The sequence below is a fragment of the Polynucleobacter sp. UB-Siik-W21 genome (assembly GCF_018687415.1).
Classification (GTDB): domain Bacteria; phylum Pseudomonadota; class Gammaproteobacteria; order Burkholderiales; family Burkholderiaceae; genus Polynucleobacter.
In genome coordinates this window covers 1,711,453-1,733,738 of the sequence record NZ_CP061289.1, presented here as the reverse complement: position 1 = coordinate 1,733,738, position 22,286 = coordinate 1,711,453, and the positions used below count along the sequence as shown (strand labels likewise).

Annotated in this window: 18 protein-coding genes; 11 read left to right on the top strand and 7 right to left on the bottom strand. The window is 47.5% G+C overall.

What is annotated here, in order from left to right; translation table 11 throughout:
* Positions 1–6 precede the first annotated feature (6 nt).
* Positions 7–2,898, bottom strand: a complete 2,892-nt coding sequence (locus C2756_RS09045) for a valine--tRNA ligase (protein ID WP_215318788.1) — start codon at positions 2,896–2,898, stop codon at positions 7–9.
* A gap of 24 nt (positions 2,899–2,922) precedes the next feature.
* Here C2756_RS09045 and C2756_RS09040 point away from each other — a divergent pair, with 24 nt between their 5' ends.
* The gene (locus C2756_RS09040; RefSeq protein WP_215318780.1) at positions 2,923–5,286 is read left to right on the top strand and encodes a UvrD-helicase domain-containing protein; all 2,364 of its coding nucleotides are present in this window, start codon (positions 2,923–2,925) and stop codon (positions 5,284–5,286) included.
* Between the two features lie 34 nt (positions 5,287–5,320).
* Here C2756_RS09040 and C2756_RS09035 read toward each other — a convergent pair whose 3' ends face one another.
* From C2756_RS09035 to C2756_RS09025, 3 genes are read right to left on the bottom strand one after another with little or no spacing between them, the layout of a single operon-like run.
* Complete coding sequence (locus C2756_RS09035) at positions 5,321–6,094, bottom strand: BPSS1780 family membrane protein (protein WP_215318778.1); 774 nt, start codon at positions 6,092–6,094, stop codon at positions 5,321–5,323.
* On the bottom strand, positions 6,091–7,068 hold the full coding sequence (locus C2756_RS09030; protein ID WP_215318776.1) for a homoserine kinase: 978 nt from the start codon (positions 7,066–7,068) through the stop codon (positions 6,091–6,093). The genes C2756_RS09035 and C2756_RS09030 overlap by 4 nt, the downstream gene beginning before the upstream one ends.
* A 26-nt stretch (positions 7,069–7,094) precedes the next feature.
* Complete coding sequence (locus tag C2756_RS09025; protein WP_215318774.1) at positions 7,095–7,508, bottom strand: hypothetical protein; 414 nt, start codon at positions 7,506–7,508, stop codon at positions 7,095–7,097.
* A gap of 82 nt (positions 7,509–7,590) precedes the next feature.
* Here C2756_RS09025 and polA point away from each other — a divergent pair, with 82 nt between their 5' ends.
* From polA to C2756_RS09010, 3 genes are all read left to right on the top strand, one after another.
* Entirely contained in the window at positions 7,591–10,416 is a 2,826-nt protein-coding gene (gene polA / locus C2756_RS09020) for a DNA polymerase I (protein ID WP_215318773.1), read from the top strand.
* 68 nt (positions 10,417–10,484) lie between these two features.
* A complete protein-coding gene (locus tag C2756_RS09015; RefSeq protein ID WP_251372039.1) occupies positions 10,485–11,345 on the top strand; it encodes a dienelactone hydrolase family protein in 861 nt (286 codons plus the stop codon).
* Between the two features lie 6 nt (positions 11,346–11,351).
* Positions 11,352–12,125 carry a ZIP family metal transporter gene (locus C2756_RS09010; RefSeq protein WP_215318769.1) on the top strand — a complete coding sequence of 258 codons (774 nt, stop codon included), beginning with the start codon at positions 11,352–11,354 and terminating at the stop codon, positions 12,123–12,125.
* A 15-nt stretch (positions 12,126–12,140) separates the two neighbouring features.
* Here C2756_RS09010 and C2756_RS09005 read toward each other — a convergent pair whose 3' ends face one another.
* Together C2756_RS09005 and C2756_RS09000 are read right to left on the bottom strand one after the other, a co-directional pair.
* Complete coding sequence (locus C2756_RS09005) at positions 12,141–12,971, bottom strand: sulfurtransferase (RefSeq protein ID WP_215318767.1); 831 nt, start codon at positions 12,969–12,971, stop codon at positions 12,141–12,143.
* 52 nt (positions 12,972–13,023) lie between these two features.
* Positions 13,024–14,130, bottom strand: coding sequence for an SRPBCC family protein (locus C2756_RS09000; RefSeq protein ID WP_215295701.1), 1,107 nt, complete (start codon positions 14,128–14,130; stop codon positions 13,024–13,026).
* Positions 14,131–14,291: 161 nt separating this feature from the next.
* Here C2756_RS09000 and xseB point away from each other — a divergent pair, with 161 nt between their 5' ends.
* The 4 genes from xseB to folE2 are packed head-to-tail and all read left to right on the top strand — an operon-like array spanning position 14,292 to position 18,207.
* Positions 14,292–14,525, top strand: coding sequence for an exodeoxyribonuclease VII small subunit (xseB, locus tag C2756_RS08995; RefSeq protein ID WP_215318765.1), 234 nt, complete (start codon positions 14,292–14,294; stop codon positions 14,523–14,525).
* On the top strand, positions 14,526–15,428 hold the full coding sequence (locus C2756_RS08990; protein ID WP_215318763.1) for a polyprenyl synthetase family protein: 903 nt from the start codon (positions 14,526–14,528) through the stop codon (positions 15,426–15,428).
* A 15-nt stretch (positions 15,429–15,443) separates the two neighbouring features.
* Positions 15,444–17,345, top strand: coding sequence for a 1-deoxy-D-xylulose-5-phosphate synthase (dxs, locus tag C2756_RS08985; protein ID WP_215318762.1), 1,902 nt, complete (start codon positions 15,444–15,446; stop codon positions 17,343–17,345).
* A gap of 25 nt (positions 17,346–17,370) precedes the next feature.
* On the top strand, positions 17,371–18,207 hold the full coding sequence (gene folE2 / locus C2756_RS08980) for a GTP cyclohydrolase FolE2 (RefSeq protein ID WP_215318759.1): 837 nt from the start codon (positions 17,371–17,373) through the stop codon (positions 18,205–18,207).
* Positions 18,208–18,213: 6 nt separating this feature from the next.
* Here folE2 and tsaD read toward each other — a convergent pair whose 3' ends face one another.
* Complete coding sequence (gene tsaD / locus C2756_RS08975; RefSeq protein ID WP_215318757.1) at positions 18,214–19,287, bottom strand: tRNA (adenosine(37)-N6)-threonylcarbamoyltransferase complex transferase subunit TsaD; 1,074 nt, start codon at positions 19,285–19,287, stop codon at positions 18,214–18,216.
* A gap of 77 nt (positions 19,288–19,364) precedes the next feature.
* On the opposite strand from tsaD, the gene rpsU reads away from it, so the two are divergent.
* The 3 genes from rpsU (at position 19,365) to dnaG (ending at position 22,139) form a co-directional block, all read left to right on the top strand.
* Positions 19,365–19,577 carry a 30S ribosomal protein S21 gene (gene rpsU, locus C2756_RS08970; protein ID WP_011903537.1) on the top strand — a complete coding sequence of 71 codons (213 nt, stop codon included), beginning with the start codon at positions 19,365–19,367 and terminating at the stop codon, positions 19,575–19,577.
* 120 nt (positions 19,578–19,697) lie between these two features.
* Complete coding sequence (locus tag C2756_RS08965) at positions 19,698–20,144, top strand: GatB/YqeY domain-containing protein (RefSeq protein ID WP_215318755.1); 447 nt, start codon at positions 19,698–19,700, stop codon at positions 20,142–20,144.
* A 27-nt stretch (positions 20,145–20,171) separates the two neighbouring features.
* Positions 20,172–22,139, top strand: coding sequence for a DNA primase (dnaG, locus tag C2756_RS08960; RefSeq protein ID WP_215318754.1), 1,968 nt, complete (start codon positions 20,172–20,174; stop codon positions 22,137–22,139).
* Positions 22,140–22,286: the final 147 nt, after the last annotated feature.

The window sequence follows — 22,286 nt, the reverse complement described above, 5'->3', positions numbered from 1 at the left end:
CGATCTTTATTGAAGACGCTCTAATTGTGCAACAAGCTTCTCATGATTTTGTTCAAATCCAGCAAGGCGCTGTTTTTCTTGGGATACAACTTCGGTAGGGGCGCGAGCCACAAAGCTTTCATTTCCCAATTTGCTGCGGGCTTTAGTGATTTCATTAGCAAGGCGTTCAATTTCCTTACCAAGTCGAATACGCTCAGCCGCCACGTCCACTTCGATTTTGAGTAAGAGCTTGATATCGCCAACTAATGCAATTGGTGCGCCAGGCGCATCTTTTTCGAGGGCGGATTCATCGCTATAGATTTTGACTTCAGCGAGCTTGGCTAATGCGAGTAAGTAAGGAGTCGCTTTTTGTAAGAAGACTTCTGGACCATAAATCCACAGCGGCACTTTTTGCCCTGGGGGTACCTGCATTTCGCCGCGCAGATTTCTGCAGGCATCCACAATCGCTTTCACTTGGGCAACCCAGGCTTCACTTTGCTCATCAATCTTTTCAGGCTGAGCAACAGGGTAGGGTTGCAAGGCGATGGTTTGCTGAGTTTGTTTTGCTAATTCCTTGCCAGACTTTGGCCCAACGGTTTGCCAGAGTGTTTCAGTGATAAACGGAATGAGTGGATGCGCCATACGCAAGATGGTTTCTAGCACGCGTAGCAAGGTCCGACGAGTTGCGCGTTGCTGCGCTGGTGTGCCGGTTTGGAGTTGTACCTTGGCAAGCTCTAGGTACCAATCGCAATACTCATCCCAGACAAATTGATAGATGCTGCTAGCAATATTGTCAAAGCGATAGTTCTGGAAGCCTTTTGCTACCTCGGCTTCCGTTCTCTGTAGTTGGGACACAATCCAGCGGTCTGCTGGTGAAAAATCTAAATAGCCTTCTGGGCCACATTGGTTATCACAAGGCGCTAAGCCATTGTCTTCATCACCACCAGGGCAGTTCATCAGTACAAAACGCGTCGCATTCCAAAGCTTGTTACAGAAGTTGCGATAGCCTTCGCAGCGCTTCTGGTCAAAGTTAATGTTGCGACCGAGCGAGGCAAGGGATGCAAAAGTAAAACGTAAAGCATCAGTACCAAATGCTGGAATACCTTCCGGAAACTCTTTCTTGGTTTTCTTGCTAATGCTCTCTGCTTGCTTGGGATTCATGAGGCCTGTAGTGCGCTTACCGATTAGGTCTTCAATCTGGATGCCATCGATCAAATCAATTGGATCCAAAGTGTTGCCTTTGGACTTACTCATCTTTTGACCTTCTGCATCACGCACTAAGCCATGAACATAGACGGTATGGAAAGGCACCTTACCGGTGAAGTGGCAAGTCATCATGACCATGCGCGCCACCCAAAAGAAGATGATGTCAAAGCCAGTTACTAATACGGATGATGGCAAGAAGTGATTGAGAGCAGGTGTTTCTTCTGGCCAGCCTAATGAACTAAAGGGCACAAGCGCAGAGCTAAACCAAGTATCTAACACATCTGGATCGCGATTGAGCTTGCCTGTGTAGCCTGCAGCAGCAGCCTTCGCTTTGGCCTCATCTTCTGAGCGTGCCACAAAAATCTGTCCATCATCACCATACCAAGCCGGGATTTGATGGCCCCACCAGAGTTGGCGAGAGATACACCAATCTTGAATATTGGCTAACCACTGGGTGTAAGTATTAATCCAGTTTTCTGGAACCAGTTTGATATCACCTTTGGTTACCGCATCCAATGCAGCACCGGCAATCGATGAGCCCGGTTGATATTGGTTATCTGGACTGGGTTTAGACATCGCCACAAACCACTGGTCAGTGAGCATGGGCTCAATAATGGTTTGGGTGCGATCACCACGGGGCACCATCAGTTTATGTGGCTGAACTTTTTCTAATAAACCAGCAGCATCTAAATCGGCCACGATTTGTTTACGAGCAGCAAAGCGCTCCATGCCTTGATAGGCGGCAGGAGCATTCTCATTAATCTTGGCATCCAAGGTGAGGATGTTGATGAGCGGTAATTGGTGACGTTGTCCAACTGCGTAGTCATTAAAGTCATGCGCTGGAGTAACCTTCACTACACCAGTACCAAAGTTCAAATCTACATAGTCATCGGCAATGATCGGAATTTGACGATCACATAAAGGCAAATTCACTGATTTGCCAATGAGGTGTTTGTAGCGTTCATCTTCTGGATTGATCATGACTGCTACGTCACCCAGTAAGGTCTCTGGGCGAGTGGTAGCAACGGTCAAGCGGCCTGAGCCATCAGCTAAGGGATAGTGGATGTGCCACATGGAGCCATCTTCTTCTTCACTCACCACCTCTAAATCAGAGACTGCCGTTCCCAATACAGGATCCCAGTTCACCAAACGCTTGCCGCGATAAATTAAACCTTGTTCATGGAGGCGCACAAACACTTCAACGACTGCTTTGGACATTTTGCTGTCCATCGTGAAATATTCTTTTCCCCAATCAATCGAAGCGCCGAGGCGACGAATTTGACGAGTGATGGTGTTACCAGAAGTTTCTTTCCACTCCCATACCTTTTCTAAAAACTTCTCGCGACCTAAGTCGTGACGTGACACTTTTTGCGCATCGAGTTGCCGTTCAACAACAATTTGAGTGGCAATACCAGCATGGTCGGTTCCTGGAACCCACAAGGTATTGTTGCCAGACATGCGGGCATGACGCACCAAGCCATCCATGATGGTTTGGTTAAAGGCGTGACCCATATGCAGGGTGCCGGTCACATTGGGTGGTGGCAGCTGAATCGAAAAATTGTCTTTGCCCTCATCCATGCTGGCATCAGCAATGCCTCGGCGTTCCCACTCTGGTCCCCAGTAAGCTTCGATTGGAGCGGGTTCATAGGATTTGGCCAGTTCGTCAACTGAACCGGCTACTGGTGAATTAGGGGTATTTGAGGCGTTTGGCATAAGAGGCAAATTATAATTGGGCTGATGTACTCAGACTTGCTCGCGAACCTCAATCCAGAACAGCGCGAGGCAGTGACCCTCCCGCCTGTTAGCCCAGATGGCCAAGCCCAATCAGCCTTAATTTTGGCTGGCGCTGGTAGCGGTAAGACGCGTGTACTGACCACCCGTATAGCTTGGTTGATCCAGACCGGTCAGGTTTCTCCTATTGGTGTGCTGGCAGTTACCTTTACGAATAAAGCAGCTAAAGAGATGATGGTGCGTTTGAGCGCCATGTTGCCCATCAATACTCGGGGAATGTGGATTGGCACCTTTCATGGTCTTTGTAACCGTTTATTACGAGCTCACCATAAAGAAGCGGGCTTGCCGTCCACCTTCCAGATATTGGATACCCAAGATCAACTTTCAGCGATTAAGCGTCTTTTGAAGGGCTTAAAGGTAGATGATGAAAAGTATCCACCCAAGCAATTGCAGTATTTTATTGCGCATGCCAAAGAGCGCGGTCAACGCGCCAAGGATTTATCGGTAGGAGATGACTTCCAGGCGAAGATGGCGCAACTCTATGCCGCTTATGATGAGCAGTGTCAGCGTGAGGGTGTGGTTGATTTTGCGGAACTACTCTTACGTAGCTATGAATTACTAAAGCATAGCGAACCTATTCGTACGCATTATCAAGAACGTTTTCGTCACATCTTGATTGATGAGTTTCAAGATACCAACGCCTTGCAATACGCTTGGCTTAAATTGCTTTCCGGACATGATGCTAGTCGAGTCAATGTGAGTGGCATGGGTAGTAGTTCTGTCTTTGCGGTGGGTGACGATGATCAAAGTATTTATGCCTTCCGTGGTGCCGATGTCGAGAACATGCGCCTCTATGAAAAGCAGTTTCATCCCTTATTGGTCAAGCTCGAGCAAAACTATCGCTCACACGGCCACATTCTCGATACTGCGAATCACCTGATTGCAAATAACTCTGAGCGTCTTGGTAAAAATCTGCGGACTGATGCAGGGCATGGCGAGCCAGTCCGTATTTATGAAGCCCCCAGTGATCATGCCGAAGCCGCATGGTTGGTAGATGAAATCAAAGCGCTGATCAATAGTGGGATCAAGCGTACAGAGGTAGCATTATTGTATCGAAGTAATGCACAGTCACGCATTATTGAGCACGCTTTGTTCTCGGCAGCGATTCCTTATCGAGTTTATGGTGGTCTGCGCTTCTTCGAGCGCGCTGAAATTAAACATGCACTTGCTTATCTCCGCTTGCTTGAGAATCCGAACGATGACACCTCATTTTCTCGGGTGGTGAATTTCCCAACCAGGGGAATTGGTGCAAGATCGATTGAAGCCTTACAAGATGCCGCAAGAGCGCAGCAATGTTCTTTGTATTTGGCCGCTTCTTCTCTTGAGGGTAAGGCCGGCGCTTCCTTGGGTGGTTTCATTCGCTTAGTCGATCATATGCGCGAAGCAACCCGTCATAACACCCTGCCTGAAACGGTGGAGTTTGTGATCCAGCACAGTGGCTTGATTCAACATTATTTATCTGAACGCGAAGGACAAGATCGTGTTGAAAACTTACAAGAATTAATCAACGCTGCTACTGCCTTCATTGCGGAAGAAGGCTATGGTCAAGATGCTGCCGCTGCGATGCTGCCTGGTGAAAATGCGCCTGGTGTTGTAGATATTTCTCCTTTGGCTGCGTTTTTATCTCATGCTTCATTAGAGGCGGGTGATAACCAAGCCCAAGCAGGTCAAGATGCCGTGCAATTGATGACAGTGCACTCTGCCAAAGGCTTAGAGTTCACCTCGGTCTTTATTACCGGTCTTGAGGAAGGCTTGTTCCCTCATGAGAACAGCATTAACGAGCACAATGGTCTCGAAGAAGAGCGTCGTTTGATGTATGTGGCAATTACTCGTGCTAAAGAGCGCTTATATTTGTCGCACACCCAATCGCGAATGTTGCATGGTCAGGTACGTTACAACATGCCCTCCCGTTTTTTAGAGGAGCTACCCTCTGACTCACTGAAATGGTTAACGCCTAAAGCGAAAGATGCGCGCTGGGGCGGTAGCTCTAGATCAGGCTCGACTTGGCAAGACGGCTATACCCGTCAACGTGAATATGAGTCTAACGATTTCTTTGATTCCGGCAGCGATCAACGGCGTCCTGTGAAGCGAGTAGGCTCAGCTTCAATGGAAGTGAAGCGCTTAGCATCACCGCCGCGTGGAGATTATCCATTTAAGATTGGACAGAATGTATTTCACACTAAATTTGGTGAAGGTCGCGTGACTGGTTTAGAGGGCGTTGATGCAGATGCTCGTGCGCAAGTGAGCTTCAAGCGTCACGGTGTGAAGTGGTTACAACTCAGTATTGCCAAGCTTGCTGCGATTGATTGATGAATCTCAGTCTGTAAAACGAAGTTCATAAAACCTACAGAATGACTTCATCTTCAGTGAAGCACGCTTTCCAGGTGGCATAGAAAGAGCAGTGCATGAGTGTTAGGCCCGCCATAGAAATGGGGGCGACAAGGAAGGATGCTGCTTGACCAAAATCTAAGGCATCAAACAGCATGCCAATCGTCAAAGGAATGGCAATCAACACGACACTCCAAATGGAGAGGTAGAAAAAGAAAGCTGCTTTATTTGTCCAACAGGCAAGCCAACTAGAAAAAAGCGCTTGAGAAACCGACATATCTGCCCAAGCTACTAAGACAGGGGAAAACCACATCAACATGGCTACAGGGATATACAAGATAGCGCCAAAAAAAAGTACTAAATAGATTTGACGCAGTGCTTCGGGCGTAATGACGGTGTCGCTCGTCAAGAGAGGTATGAGCATTTCAAAATCGACTAAGAGACTTAAGATAAAGCTGAGTAATAAGATTAGAGCCGCATAAATTAATCCCAACTGCAGTATCCGTTTACGAATCAATTCGCCTGATTGAAGTGCTACCAAATACACAGTAGGACGAATACGCTCTTTTTGAATTGCTTGGCGACAAGCTGTCATGAAACCAACTGACAAAGTGGGCGTTAAAAGCAATACTGCAAACACCCCAATCACCGGGATGATGACGGCGAGTTGTGCGGCGAAGATATACATAAAGACCAGCATTAAAAAGCCCAAGGGATTTTGCTTAAAAAGCCAAATCCCTTGTCTGATCCAGGTATAACCTTCTTTAGGGGCGACAGTGTTTAGTTTCATAAGGAGCGACGGCTGAGAAGAATGCGTTCAAAGTGACTTGGGTCGTGAGGGGTGAGCATCTGCGCATTGCGCGGTAAATAAAAATCCCAGAGGCGAGAGACCCAGAAACGAAGTGCCGCAGCGCGCATCATGAGGGGCCAGCTAGCATGCTCTTCTTTGGTGAGGGGGCGTATAGCTTGATAAGCTTGCAGCAGGGCATCACAGCGCGCCAGGTCGAGATCTTGCTTATTGTCAGCTAGACACCAATCATTTACGGTCACAGCAAGATCAAATAACCACTTATCGGTACCTGCGAAATAAAAATCAAAGAAACCACCGAGTTGATCCTCGCGAGGATCGTTGCTGCTATTGGGATCGAAGAGCACGTTATCTCTAAAGAGATCGCAATGGCTAGCACCTTGTGGAAGTGCATCGTAGTTGCTGGAAGCAAAAAATGCTTCTTGCGTAGCAAGTTCATTTGTCAGCAAATATTTTTGGGATGAATTGACATGCGGTAACACCAAAGGAATGGTTTGTTGCCACCAGCCAAGGCTCCGCAGATTTTCTTGTGACTGAGGAAAATCTTTGCCAGCTAAATGCATCTTGGCTAGCATCTCGCCAACCAGTGCGCAGTGTTTTGCTGCGGGTTGCAGTCTAGATATGCCTGGTAATTTACTGACGATGGCTGCAGGCTTACCCTTTAGAGAGAAAAGAATTTCTCCTTGATGATTTTCAATTGGCTTGGGTACTGGGATGCCCTTGTTTGCCAAGTGGCGCATTAACTCCAAGTAGTAGGGGAGTTGCTCGGCGGACAATCTTTCAAAAATAGTGAGAACGTATTCTTGCGTCTTACCCTTTTGGATCGTATCTAAAAAGAAATTGGAATTTTCAATCCCACCATGAATACCGCGAATATCGGTGGCTTCACCAATATTGAAATGTTGAGAAATCCAAGGAGAGATCTCACTCAATTCAATAGGTGTGAATACAGCCATAAAGCAGTAACTATGCTTTCAATTCTTTACTTAATGGGAATGCTAATACTAGGTACGCTTAAGAGACCGCCTTCACCAGATGGGGGTCCAGGCATAACAGAGTCAGGTGGTGACATCTCATAAGTGGTGTATTTGGTTTTCACTTGCACTTGAGTTGGGCTGTTAGCGTCTTTGTACTCAATGATTTCAGTACCAGTAGACTCTTTGTGCTGAAAACTGGGTTTGCGACTTTCTGGGCTACCCAAGACTCCCCCTGGACTCACCGCAGGAGCAAGCGGCTGGTTGTTGATTCGGTTGAGCTCAGATTGGCTGAGGGCTTGGCTGGTATTCTGAGCTAATGCCGATCCTGCTCCAAATAGGCTAAAAGCTAGCAAAAAGCTGATTAAAGCAGGGCTTTGGCTGAGGTTATGGCTAATTAAGTTTGTTAGAGCATGCATCATTTTTCACCTTTTTTGGCCTACTCTCGGGTGGTTCTTTAACCAGACCTGTAGGCAATTCATAACTAGATTGTACGATTGCGGTATGACTAAACATAGACTCTTGTTAGTAGACGGTTCTAGCTACCTGTATCGCGCCTTTCATGCCATGCCAGACCTCAGAAACGGGGCTGGGGAGCCTACTGGCGCCATCTATGGCATGGTCAATATGATGCGCCGAGCTAGATCTGAGCTCAAGGCTGACCATATCGCCTGCGTCTTTGACGCCAAGGGCAAGACGTTCCGAGATGAAATGTATGCCGAGTACAAAGCCCATCGCTCTCCCATGCCCGAGGATTTGGTGAAGCAAATTGAACCGATTCATGCAATGGTCAAAGCTTTAGGTTGGCCGGTATTGATGGTGTCAGGCGTTGAGGCGGATGATGTGATCGGTACTTTAGCTTGCCAAGCAACCCAAGCAGGTTGGGAAACGATTATCTCTACTGGTGATAAAGATCTAGCCCAGTTAGTCAATCCCTCTGTCACACTTATTAACACGATGACCAATGAAAAGCTGGACATCCAAGGGGTAAAGGAAAAGTTTGGTGTACCTCCTGAACTCATCGTCGACTATTTATCCATCATTGGCGATGCAGTGGATAACGTGCCAGGCGTTCCTAAAGCAGGCCCCAAAACTGCGAACAAATGGTTAGCAGAGTTTGGCAATCTCGATAATTTGATGGCCAACGCTGATCAAGTCAAAGGTGTAGTGGGTGAAAATCTTCGCGCTTCTTTAGAGTGGTTGCCACAAGCGCGACAACTCATCACCGTCAAAACGGATTGTGATTTATCTCCTCATTTGCCAGGCTTAGATGATTTGCATGCGAAGTCAGAAGATGCTGCTTTGCTTCGAGAGCTATTCGAACGCTATGCCTTTAAGACTTGGTTGCGTGATGTTGAAAAGCAGCTCACCAGCCCAGGAAATGATGGCTCTGAGCCCGCTGCCTTTGATTTGGTGGGTACGCCCATCACCAATACTAGCGAAGAAAATGACTCTAAAAAATCACGAGTAATTGCCACTGCCCCCACTAAAGCGCTCTCGCAAGACACGACAGATCTTCAGGATGCAATTGAGCGTCACTACGAGTGTGTCACTGATGACCTTGCTTTAGAAAAGTGGTTAAAAAAAATTGCAAGCGCGCAACTGACTGCGGTCGATACAGAAACAACCAGCCTAGATGCATTGGCTGCAGAGTTGGTTGGGATTTCTTTATCAGTAAAGCCAGGTGAAGCTTGTTACATTCCAGTTGCGCATCGTAATGGTGAAGTACAACTTAATCGAGATGCAGTGCTTGCTAAATTAAAACCTTGGCTAGAGAGTGCGAGTCATTTCAAGGTAGGGCAAAACTTAAAGTATGACGCGCATATTTTTGCAAACTATGGAATTACTTTAGGCGGCATTGCATTTGATACTCTGCTCGAGTCGTATGTGCTGGAGTCACACCTTCCGCACAATATGGATAGTTTGGCTGAACGCCACTTAGGTATGAAAACGATCTGCTATGAAGAGGTGTGTGGCAAAGGAGTTCATCAAATTGGCTTTGACCAGGTCGATCTGAAGATTGCTACTGACTATGCGGCAGAGGATGCGGACATTACCTTGCGCCTGCACCACGAGCTTTGGCCACAGATTCAGGAAAGCCCAGGCCTGCTCTATGTGTATGAAAAGATCGAGATGCCTGCCATGCGGGTTCTGGGAATCATGGAGCGTAATGGCATACGAATCGATTCTGCTTTATTGGGCAAGCAAGGCCAGCAAGTTGGCAAGCGTCTTTTGGAACTGGAGAGTGAGATTCATCAACTGGCGGGGCAGCCATTCAATATTCAATCGCCCAAGCAAATTGCTGAAATCCTCTTTGTACAACTGGAACTGCCAGTGATTAAGAAGACGCCATCAGGCGCACCGTCAACCGACGAGGAAGTTTTGCAGAAATTGGCAGAGGACTATCCATTGCCAGCGCGTATCTTGGACTATCGCAGCTTAGCCAAGCTAATGTCGACCTATATTGAAAAGCTACCGCGCATGGCTGACCCTAAAACAGGGCGCGTCCATACCAACTTTTCGCAAGCAACGGCAGTCACCGGGCGTTTGGCATCGAGTGATCCAAACTTGCAAAACATTCCAGTGCGCACAGAAGAGGGTCGTCGCATACGTGAAGCCTTTATAGCGGCTGAGGGCTGCAAATTGTTATCAGCGGACTATTCTCAAATTGAGCTGCGCATCATGGCGCATATTGCGGAAGACGAAAATCTCTTGGCAGCCTTTCGTGATGGCAAAGATGTACACCAAACCACTGCCGCAGAAATTTTTGGTATCCCGCTAGATGATGTCAATTCAGAGCAACGTCGTTATGCCAAGGTCATTAACTTTGGCCTGATCTATGGCATGAGCGCTTTTGGTTTAGCAGGCAATCTGGGGATTGAGCGTTCAGCAGCGCAAAACTATATTGCAAAGTACTTTGATCGTTATCCTGGGGTGGCGCAATATATGGAGCGTACTCGCCTAGAGGCTCGAGAAAATGGTTATGTAGAAACTGTTTTTGGTAGACGTCTCTGGTTGCCTGAAATCAAAGGCTCCAATGGTCCGCGTCGTCAGGGTGCTGAGCGTGCTGCGATTAATGCACCGATGCAAGGAACGGCCGCCGATCTGATTAAGCTTGCCATGATTGCCGTGGAAGACTGGCTTGAAAAGGAGCAGCTTAAGACGAAGCTGCTATTACAGGTACATGATGAGTTGGTATTTGACGTTCCCTTGAATGAAATCGATCTGTTGCAGGAAAAGTTACCGGATTTGATGTGCAATGTGGCTCAATTGAAGGTGCCATTGGTCGTTAGTATTGGGATTGGCGATAATTGGGAAGAGGCGCATTAGTAGCATTAGTAAATAGCCAGGAGATAAACACGATGAGCAATAAGACACTGAATAGTAGAAGAAATTTTATGAAAACCTCGGTCGCCGGCGCTACCGCATTACGTGGTGCCGTCACTACACTGGGTGTTGGCTTTGTAGCTGCCTCTGATCCTGTGATGGCGGCCGCCATTGAGACCGACTTTAAGGGCCTCAAAGCAGGCGAGCAAATGATTCCTATTGGTAACTTCCAGCTACCTGCTTATGTTTCTCGTCCAGAGAATGCAAAAGGCAATTTGCCGATCATCATCGTGGCGAGTGAAATTTTTGGTGTTCATGAATACATCGCTGACGTCACACGTCGTTTTGCAAAGCTTGGATATCTCGCGATTGCCCCTGAGTTTTTTACGCGCGCAGGAGATCCTAATACTTACGGCACCATTGCTGAAATTCAGGCAAACATTGTGGCCAAGACACCCGATGCTCAAGTCTTAAATGATTTGCAGGCTGCCTTGGTATGGGCTGGCAAAAATGGTGGTGATCTGAAGCGAGTCGGTGTAACTGGTTTTTGCTGGGGTGGGCGCATCACTTGGCTATCTGCAACTCTGCCGCAAGTCAAGGCAGGTGTGGCTTGGTATGGAAGAGTGATTGGTGAAAAAACTGAAAATAGCCCACGTCATCCAGTCGATTTAGCTGCAGATTTAAAAGCCCCAGTACTAGGCCTGTATGGTGGCGCTGATACTGGCATCTCTTTGGAGAGTGTTGAGCAAATGCGTGCAGCACTTGCGCAAGCAGCACCGAAAAATCCTGCGGCAAAAGCCTCTCTGATTGAGGTATATCCCGATACCCCTCATGCTTTCCATGCTGACTATCGCGCAACCTATCGCGAAGGCCCTGCTAAAGATGGTTGGGAGAAATGTCTTGCTTGGTTTAAGAAAATGGGCGTAGCGTAACTCTCGATGACGGTTCTTCAAAGTATTCTTTTGGTGACAGCATTAGCAGGTACTGCTAGCGTTTTGGTCGCCGCCAGTTTTTCAATCACGCTGCTGTCGAAGATGGTCAATAACATGGTCAGCTTGTCGGTTGGTATTCTGCTGGCCACAGCGCTCTTACACTCATTACCCGAAGCATTCAATATGCAGGGTACTAACCCCCAGTACTTATTTGCGACTTTGTTGGCGGGATTATTAGGATTTTTCTTGCTAGAAAAAATTGCCTTGTTGCGCCATGACCATCATCACGAAGGTGATGGTCACCACCATCATGACGGTCATGATGCGGAGAATGCAGGGCGCAGTGGTTGGATGATTTTGGTAGGTGATGGTATTCATAACTTTGTGGACGGCATTTTGATTGCCGCTGCTTTTATGGCCGACTATCAAGTGGGTATCTTTACGGCGATCGCCATCATTGCTCACGAGATTCCACAAGAGATTGGCGACTTCATTGTGCTTCTCAATGCAGGTTTCTCACGCGCGCGCGCCTTGCTCTACAACTTCATCTGTGGTCTGTCAGCTGTAGTGGGCGGGGTATTGGCCTACTTCTTTTTAGAGAAAGCGCATGCAGCGATGCCGTATTTGCTCGTGATTGCTTCAAGCAGTTTTATTTACATTGCGGTGAGCGATTTAATTCCGCAAATGCACCGTCGCCCACACTGGGCTGAGTCACTGCGTCAAACAGTGTTGATTGCCTGCGGCGTAGGATTTGTGATCCTACTCTCGCTCCTGCACTAATTCAAAAGTTTGTTTTTAAGTTTCGACTGGTCTGCTAGGGTCAGCGCACCATTCACTCCAGCTGCCCGCATATAAGCGAGAGCCTTTGAGACCAGCGACTTCCATCGCCAGAAGGTTGTGACATGCAGTAACGCCTGAGCCACATTGGTGAATAACTTCAACAGGTTTAACAGGGCCTAGTAATTCAACAAAATCTTTAAAGAGTTGCTCTGCGGGTTTAAATGCAGTCGCAGATAAATTGCCTTTGAAGAAATGATTGATTGCGCCAGGGATATGTCCAGCAATTGGGTCTAAAGTTTCGTTTTGACCATGGAAGCGATCGTTAGCTCGCGCATCAATGACTGTAAGTTTCTTGGTTTGTAAGTTGGCTACCACTTCATCTACTAAGGCAAGCCCAACATAGGTTCTTGGCTCAATGGCTTGGGGTGCAGGGTTAGGTTTGCGTGGCACCGTTCCCATAGGGCCATTCCAGGCATCAAGGCCGCCATCTAAGACTTGAACCTTCGCATGGCCAGTAGCTTTGAGCATCCACCACAAGCGGCTGGCATAGACCGAGCCCTGTTTATCATAAGCAACTACGAGAGTATTGGGGGTCATGCCTAAGCGGGTTTTAGTTTGTGCCCATGTCTCAGGACTTGGCAAGGGGTGTCTGCCATTGCTGCCCGTTTTATTGCCTGACATATCGCGATCAAGATCGACGTAAATCGCACCCGGAATATGGCTCTCTTCATACGCTTTCTTGCCTGACTCTGGATCGGTTAAATCAAAGCGGCAGTCGCAGAGCAAAACATCTTCACCACTATTGATGATTTCTTCTAACTGGTTTGCGGTAATTAGAGGAGTCATGATGTTTCCTTTATTGAGGTAGCGAGGAAAGGAGTAAAGCTACTAATTTAGATTATGCACCTTGAAAATTCATAGCGCGACGGTACCATTCATGAAAATGCTGCATGCCATCTTCCATCGGGCTTTGATAAGGACCAACCTCATTAATGCCACGAGCAAGTAGTGCTGCTCTTCCTTGATCCATGCGCTCTGCGATTTCATCATCCTCGATGCAGGTCTCCATGTAAGCAGCACGTTCGGCTTCCACAAATTCACGCTCGAATAAGGCAATTTCTTCTGGGTAGTAAAACTCAACGATGTTCCGAGTCTTGTTGACACCCATCGGATGCAATGTAGAAACGCACAGAACACCTGGGTACCACTCCACCATCACATTAGGGTAGTAGGTCAGCCAGATCGCCCCATGGCGTGGTGCTTTGCCGTCAAATTGGCGCAACACGGCTTCGTGCCAATGACGGTAGGTTGGCGATCCCGGGATTTGGAGATCTTTATGAATGCCCACAGTTTGTACGCTATGCCAATCACCAAATTCCCAATGCAAGTCTTCGCATGAAACAAACTTGCCTAAGCCTGGATGAAACGGCACCACGTGGTAATCCTCGAGATATACCTCGATGAAAGTTTTCCAGTTGTAATTGCAATCGTGTACTTCAACATGGTCGAGCAGATAGCCATCAAATTGGAGATCGTCTGCCACACCGAGTTTGGCAAGATCAGCGCGCACATCGCGGGGACCTTCAAACAATAGGCCTTGCCAATTTTGCAAAGGGGACTTGCCAAGATTTAAACAAGGCTTATCTTCAAAGTGCGGTGCACCCAGTAAATTGCCACCTAAGTCGTACGTCCAACGATGCAGGGGGCAAACAATATTTTCAGTTTTACCTTTGCCATTGAGCATCAGTGCTTGGCGATGCCGGCAAACATTGGAAAGCAGTTCAACACTCTCGTTATTGCGAACGAGGATGCGACCTTCATTTTCTGCGCTTAAAGTTTGATAAGAGCCCACTTCAGGCACCATGAGTTCGTGGCCAACATAGCCAGGACCCTGCTTAAAAAGCAGTTCAATTTCTTGCTGATACAAATCAGCATCGAAATATGCCGAAACCGGCAGTTGTAGATTGGACGGCGCAAGCTTCTGCGCGGTAGCCAGATTAGTCATTCTCCCCACCCCCGAAAACGTCAGCCGAAGCTAAGCGGAATAACCAATCCAACCATCGACGGATCGATATTGGAAAGGAAGGGGTCGATTATACCCATCTGAGGGGCATCTCGCTTTAATATGGAGGGCAATCCGCATCGGAAATATGAAGGAACCCGCTTATGCCAGCCAAGAAATCAGAGAGTCAAAAACCAGGTCTTGAGATCCAAATCGACCCAGATCTGCGCTATGAGCAAGCTGTAAAAGAGCTTGAAAAGCTCATTTCTGATATGGAGTCTGGCAAATTTTCTCTAGAAGAGACTTTATTGGCCTATCAACGGGGCGCAGCTTTGCTGAAACATTGCCAAGGGGTTCTTGCGCAAGTCGAACAGCAAGTGAGAGTGTTCGAGGCTTAATTGGGTACTCCTTTTCAATTTCAGGAGTGGATTACCACTCACTCTGAACGCACTGAATCTGCCTTAGATCGTTTGCTTGATTCTGCGCAGGTCACGCCTCAGCGTTTACATGAAGCCATGCGTTATGCAGCACAGGGTGGTGGCAAACGGATTCGTCCTCTATTGGTTTATGCGGCTGGTGAACTGGGTGATCAATCTTCCCAGGAAAAGAATGCGGCATTAGATGCTGCAGCAGTAGCGATCGAATGTATTCATGCATATTCATTAGTGCACGATGACTTGCCTTGCATGGATGATGATGACTTGCGCCGCGGTAGACCAACAGTACACAAAGCCTTTGATGAAGCAACTGCATTGTTAGTGGGCGATGCTTTGCAAACCCGCGCATTTGAAATTCTGGCTACCGCCCAGTGCGATATGAATAATCGTTTACGCATGATCAGTGTCTTAGCTGCAGCCTCTGGTTCGCGCGGTATGGCGGGTGGTCAGGCTATTGACTTAGAGAGCGTTGGCAAGAAATTGGATCTGGCAGGTTTACAACAAATGCATGCCATGAAGACCGGTGCTTTGCTTTCTTGTGCGGTAGAGCTCGGTGGCATTGCTGCCGATCTCAATGCAAATCAATTGGCCCAACTCCAAAAATACTCAAAAGCCCTGGGTTTGGCTTTCCAAATTGTGGATGATGTGCTGGATGCTACGGCTGATAGCCAAACTCTTGGAAAAACTGCTGGTAAAGATGCAGCCAATGACAAGCCAACCTATGTGACCTTGATGGGTTTAGACTATGCACAGAAACAGGCGAAAGAATTGCAAGAAACCGCCATCAGTAGTTTGGATGGTTTTGGTGATCAAGCGCAGGCCTTAAAAGATTTAGCCCTATTGGTCGTCAATAGAGGCAAATGAGACAAACTAGATTCGATGACTTTGCATTCCGTTAATTCTCCTGACGATTTAAAAACATTTTCTCGCGAAGAGCTGCCTGCTCTTGCCGATGAGTTACGCCAATTTGTTTTGGAATCCGTTTCCAAAACTGGTGGACATTTGTCTTCCAACTTGGGCACAGTAGAGTTATCGATTGCCTTGCATTACGTATTTGATACGCCGCGCGATCGCATCGTGTGGGATGTAGGTCATCAAAGCTATCCGCACAAAATTTTAACTGGTCGTCGTGAGCGCATGAGCACTCTGCGTCAATTCAAAGGATTGTCAGGATTTCCTCAGCGTGCTGAAAGCGAGTTTGATGCTTTTGGTACTGGCCACTCATCGACTAGTATTTCTGCAGCAATGGGTATGGCACGTGCTTTTCAAACCAAGGGTGAACGCCAAGTTGCAGTTGCTGTGATGGGTGATAGTGCGATGACGGGCGGCATGGCTTTTGAAGCGATGAATAATGCGGGTGTGTATGACGATTTGCCCCTTGTGGTGATTTTGAATGACAACGATATGTCGATCTCACCAGCAGTGGGCGCGCTCAATCGTCACCTTGCCAGATTGCTTAGTGGAAATATTTACTCTGCAACCAAAAAAGGAATTGATAGCGTGCTATCGATCGCACCCCCACTGCGCGAGTTTGCTAAACGCCTGGAAGATCATGCCAAGGGCATGGTCTCACCATCAACCATCTTCCAAGAATTTGGCTTTAACTACTTTGGCCCGATTGATGGTCATGACTTAGATGCTTTGATTCCCATGTTGCAGAACGTACGCCGCCTAGCGCTCGAGGGAAATGGCCCCCAGTTCTTGCACGTGGTGACTAGAAAAGGTCAGGGCTATGAGTTGGCTGAGGCTGATCCAGTGCTGTATCACGGGCCAAGCAAATTTAATCCTAAAGAGGGCGTCAAGAAAGCTGCTGCTAGCAAGAAAACATTCACTCAAGTGTTTGGTGAATGGCTTTGCGATATGGCCCATGCCGATCCTTTGTTGATTGGCATTACACCAGCCATGCGGGAAGGCTCTGGTCTGGTTGAATTTGAAAAGACTTTTCCTAAGCGCTATTACGACGTTGGTATTGCTGAACAACATGCAGTGACTTTTGCAGCAGGTATGGCCTGCGAAGGCATGAAGCCAGTGGTGGCGATCTATTCCACTTTCTTGCAACGCGCATACGATCAATTGATTCATGACGTTGCTCTACAAGATTTGCCAGTTTTGTTTGCGCTCGATCGCGCAGGTTTAGTGGGTGCTGATGGCGCAACACATGCCGGTGCGTATGACATTCCATTCTTGCGTTGTATTCCAAATATGTTGGTGATGACGCCAGCAGACGAAGCAGAGTGCCGCGATTTATTGACGACTGCATATCATCAAGCTCACCCGAGTGCCGTGCGTTACCCGCGTGGTTCAGGTGTTGGCACTATTCCTTCAACAGAGCTGCGTACTTTGCCTTTGGGTAAGGGTGAGATTCGTCGTAAATCGAACGCACCCGCTGGACAGCGTGTGGCGATCTTGGCATTTGGCACTTTGTTGTATGCCGCATTAGAAGCAGCTGAAGGTTTCGATGCGACTGTTGCCAATATGCGCTTTGTAAAGCCACTCGATATTGATCTCATCAAATCATTAGCGGCCGATCATGATTATCTAGTCACCATTGAAGATGGCGCCATTGCTGGCGGCGCTGGTGGCGCTTGCTTGGAGGCGCTCTCCTCACTCGGGATTAACAAGCCCCTATTGCAGTTAGGTCTTCCTGATGAATTTATCGAACATGGCGACTATCAGCTGCTCATGACTAAGTGTGGCTTGGATGTCGAGGGTATTACAAACTCTATTAAAAAGCGTTTTCCTGCGGTATTAATGGCAAATTCAGCAATTTCAGGCAAATAAGCCCGTTTTGCTTGAAAATAGAGTCATGAATGACATGAACCCCGCCTTTCTGAAAGCTAGTGCAATGCCTGACGTGCAATCCACTTTGGATGTGCGCGCGTTGCCAATTGAGCAAGTCGGTATTCGGGGTGTACGTCATCCACTGATGATTCGCAGCAAGACTGGCAACTTTCCATCGGTTGGTACTTTTGAGATGGATGTGGCATTGCCTGCTCATGTCAAGGGCACGCACATGTCTCGTTTCATGGCGCTCTTGCAAAAGCAAGATGCGGCAGTCGATAGCACTACGGTTGTCGCACTCGTAAAAGAGATGTTGCCTTTGTTAGATGCTAAAGAAGGCCATGTGCAATTTACTTACACCCACTTCGTTAAAAAAGCGGCGCCCGTTTCTGGTGTCGAAAGCTTGATGGATTACGAAGTCACTTGGATGGCCACTGCTAAACAAAATACGCAACATACGGCTGGTGGTACCGATATTGAATTGGTTCTACGCGCACAAGTACCTGTGATGAGTTTATGCCCTTGCTCAAAAGAGATCTCGGAGTTTGGTGCGCACAATCAGCGCTCACATGTCACGATGACGGTGACATTGGATTCCAAAACACAGATGACTGTAGAAGATTTAGTTGCCGCTGCCGAGAGCGAGGCATCTAGCGAACTCTGGGGTTTACTTAAGCGCCCAGACGAGAAGTGGGTGACTGAGCATTCCTACAGTAATCCTAAATTCGTTGAAGACTTAGTGCGTGATGTAGCTGGCAATCTTAAGGCAGATCAGCGTATCCAGTCTTTTGTAGTTGAGGCTGAGAACTTTGAGTCTATCCACAATCACAGTGCATTTGCTCGTATCAGTCATAAGAAATAAAGCAAGCTAAACCAAATTATTGCTTTGCAAATCCCAACGGGGTTTGATATCAAAGGCTCCAGAAGTTGTGGAGCCATTATTTTTGGCAAGCATGCGTAGTGCACCAGCAAAAGCAATCATCACGCCGTTATCGGTACACAACTCTAGTGGTGGGTAGTGCACCTCAAAACCTTGACGTGTAGCCTTCTCATTTAAAGCGCCACGCAATTGCAAGTTGGCACCAACACCGCCAGCAAGTACTAAATGCTGACAGCCAGTTTGTTTTAGTGCTTTTTCAGATTTACTGACTAAGACTGCGACGATGGCATCAACAAAACTTCTCGCAAGATCCGCATGAAATTGTGCAACCTCAGTAGGATCAGATACTTTTTTCTCTTCAAACTTTTTGACTTGATTCAGCACTGCAGTTTTTAAGCCTGAGAAAGAAAAATCTAAATCACCAGAGTGCAGCATCGGTTTTGGTAAATCAAATATTCCGACGTGACCCTGTTCTGCGAGTTTAGAAATAGCTGCACCACCGGGGTAATCAAGACCTAATAATTTGGCAGTTTTATCAAAAGCTTCACCCGCGGCATCGTCTAAGGTTTCACCCAAAAGTTCGTATTGGCCAATGCCAGAGACTTTCATGAGTTGGGTATGTCCACCAGAAACCAGGAGGGCGATAAAGGGAAATTGGGGCGCAGTATGGCCCAAAAGTGGCGAAAGTAGGTGTCCTTCGAGGTGATGAATCCCGATCGAGGGCAAATGGAGGCCTTGGGCGAGGGATTTGGCGAAAGCACTGCCAACCAGTAGGGCGCCTGCTAGGCCCGGACCTTGAGTGAAAGCAACCGCATCAATGTCGGCTAATTTCAGGCCAGATTGGGTCAAAGATTGGTCTAAAAGGGGTAAAACCCGGCGAATATGGTCTCGAGAGGCTAACTCCGGGACTACGCCCCCGTAATCTCGGTGCATGGCGATCTGAGAGTGCAAACCCTGCCCCAGAATGCCTTGGAATGGAGGTTTGCCCTTTTCCCAGGGGGTGGTGTTGTATAAAGCCACCCCGGTTTCATCACAAGAAGTTTCTATTCCTAAAACAATCATTTTTTGGTTTGGTCGTGCTAGAATCGCAATTCAGTTAATTTTTCGATATTTATCGAGCATATACGAGTTAAATAAGTATGACTACAGTCCGCCTCCGCGAAAACGAACCATTTGAAGTGGCATTGCGCCGTTTCAAGCGCACCATTGAAAAAAATGGTCTTTTGACAGACTTGCGTGCCCGCGAGTTTTACGAGAAGCCAACGGCTGAGCGTAAGCGTAAAAAGGCTGCCGCTGCTAAACGCCATTACAAGCGTATTCGCAGCCAAATGTTGCCGAAGAAGCTTTACTAATAGAATTTAAAGCTCTCTTCACCGAGAAGCTTTGAAACCCGCTGACGGTGAAACGCAGCGGGTTTTTGCTTTTTAAATAGCCAAATAAAACTGGATACATTCAACATCAGAAAGAATCAAATGAGTTTGAAAGATCAAATTACCGAAGATATGAAAAACGCGATGCGCGCTAAAGAGACTGCACGTCTTGGCACCATTCGACTTTTGTTAGCCGCTATCAAACAACGCGAAGTAGATGATCGCATTGTGCTCGATGACGCAGCCATCATTGCAACAATTGAAAAAATGATCAAGCAGCGCAAAGACTCGATCTCTCAATTTGAAAAAGCACAGCGTGATGATTTGGTCGCGGTGGAATCTGCCGAGATGGTCATTCTGCAGGCTTACTTGCCTGCCCAAATGTCCGATGCTGAAGTTGCTGCTGCAGTAGCAGCCGCGGTTGCCTCTACAGGCGCTGCCGGTCCACAGGATATGGGTAAAGTCATTGGCGTACTCAAAGGTCAATTGGCTGGTAAAGCGGATATGGGTAAGGTATCTGGCTTAGTAAAAGCCGCACTCGCAAAATAAGAGAACTCGCTCCATACTCTTAGCCTTATGGCGCTCATTCCACAATCCTTCATTGCCGATCTTTTAAATCGGGTCGACATCGTTGATGTGGTTGGGCAGCACGTAAAGTTAAAAAAAGCAGGCGCAAACTACCAAGGCTTGTGCCCCTTTCATTCAGAGAAGTCCCCCTCATTTTCTGTATCACCAACCAAACAGTTCTATCACTGCTTTGGTTGTGGTGCCCATGGATCTGCCATCAGTTTTCTGATGGAATATTCTGGTCTTGGATATGTCGATGCTATTGAAGAGCTCGCGCGTTCTGCAGGTTTAGATGTACCGCGTGAAGAGCGCACAGCGAATGATGTTGCAAGACAACAGCAGGCGATGGCACTTAGCGAGGTGATGAGTTCTGCAGCTGATTGGTATCGCCAACAGCTTAAGGGTAGTACTCGCGCAGTAGAGTATTTAAAAGGGCGCGGCCTGACTGGTGAGATTGCTAAACGATATTCACTTGGCTATGCCCCAGATGGTTGGCAAGGTCTTGAAGCTGTCTTTGGCTCCTACGCCAGCGATGAAGTAGCCAAGACTTTAGTGGAAGGCGGCTTACTGATTCAAGGGGAACAGGCTGAAGGCTCCCCTGTGACTAAGCCAGTAGTCAAGCGCTACGATCGCTTTCGGGATCGTGTGATGTTTCCGATTCGGAATCCCAAAGGTCAAACGATTGGCTTTGGTGGTCGTATCTTAGATCAAGGTGAGCCTAAATATTTAAATTCTCCAGAGACACCACTCTTTTCTAAAGGCAATACGCTTTACGGTTTATTTGAGGCAAGACAAGCGATTCGTGCGCAAGAATATGTCTTGGTGTGCGAAGGTTATATGGATGTTGTAGCACTGGCGCAATTGGGTTTCCCTAATGCAGTGGCCACACTGGGTACGGCGTGTACCGCAAACCATGTACGCATGTTATTGCGTCAAACTGACAAAGTTGTTTTTTCATTTGATGGCGACTCTGCTGGTCAACGTGCAGCCCAGCGCGCTCTTGAAGCCTGTCTACCTCTCATGTCTGACGATAAAGAAATTCGTTTCCTATTCTTGCCAACTGAGCACGACCCTGATAGTTATGTGCGTGCTTATGGCACACCTGCTTTTGAAAAAGTCATCAAAGAGGCAATGTCGATCTCCAGTTTCTTCTTTAAGATTGCGAGCGAAGATCACGATCTAACAACTCCGGAAGGCAGGGCCCATACGCATCATGCAGCCAAGCCTTTACTACTATCCATGCCACCGATTGCGTTGCGTACTCAAATTTTGCGTGAGCTCGCCATTCGAACTAACACCACTCCTGCTGAGTTAGAAACTTTTTGCGGATTAACGGTAGTGCCTGTTCGACAGACAAGCTATCAGCCTGCTCAGGCAAAGCAAACCCATTATCAAAACAATCAAAGCAATTACACTAATGCCGGCAATCGACAAGGCGCTCCATGGCAAGCCTCTAAAGGCTCTGCAAAGCGAGTGGCGACACAGAATATTGAGCCACCAAAAGCGCCAACCGATTTAGCCGAGCAGATGTTACGTGTGTTAATTCAGTTTCCGCATTTAGGTAAAGCGCTCGATAGCAATCAGCGTGCGCTCGCACTCAAAGCTGCTGAGCAACGATCAGCCAATGCACTCGCATTAATGAAAGATCTTTTATCTCAATGTGATCAAGTGGAATTGATTCCAGGGGAAAACGGAAAACCTGACACAGTAGGCGCCGGGGCATTTGCAATGTTCCAAGATCAGCTCTCTCGCAGTGAGCTTGCCTCAATGTATGAAGTGCTCAGAAAGCGTGTCATGGATTCTGATTTAGAGCTTGAGGGGGCAGCTGCCGATTTAGACGGGGCCTTTAAGAAACTAGAGCTGATTCACCTCAAACAAGAAATGACTGACATTGCCCAAAAAATCGCTGGTGAGACCGCCAGCGACCAAGATAAAGCCCGATATCGTGAATTGGGTGAAAAGCTGAAATTCTCCTAAGAATTTATTGAAACACCCCTAGAAATACCTGAAAAATACCCCATATTTTTAGGTAATCAGGGGTTAAAAAAGTCGCAATCGACTATAATCCTCTGTTCTCAAGAAAAAAACGAATTAATTCAGCCACTTGCGCTTTATTTTGAAGAA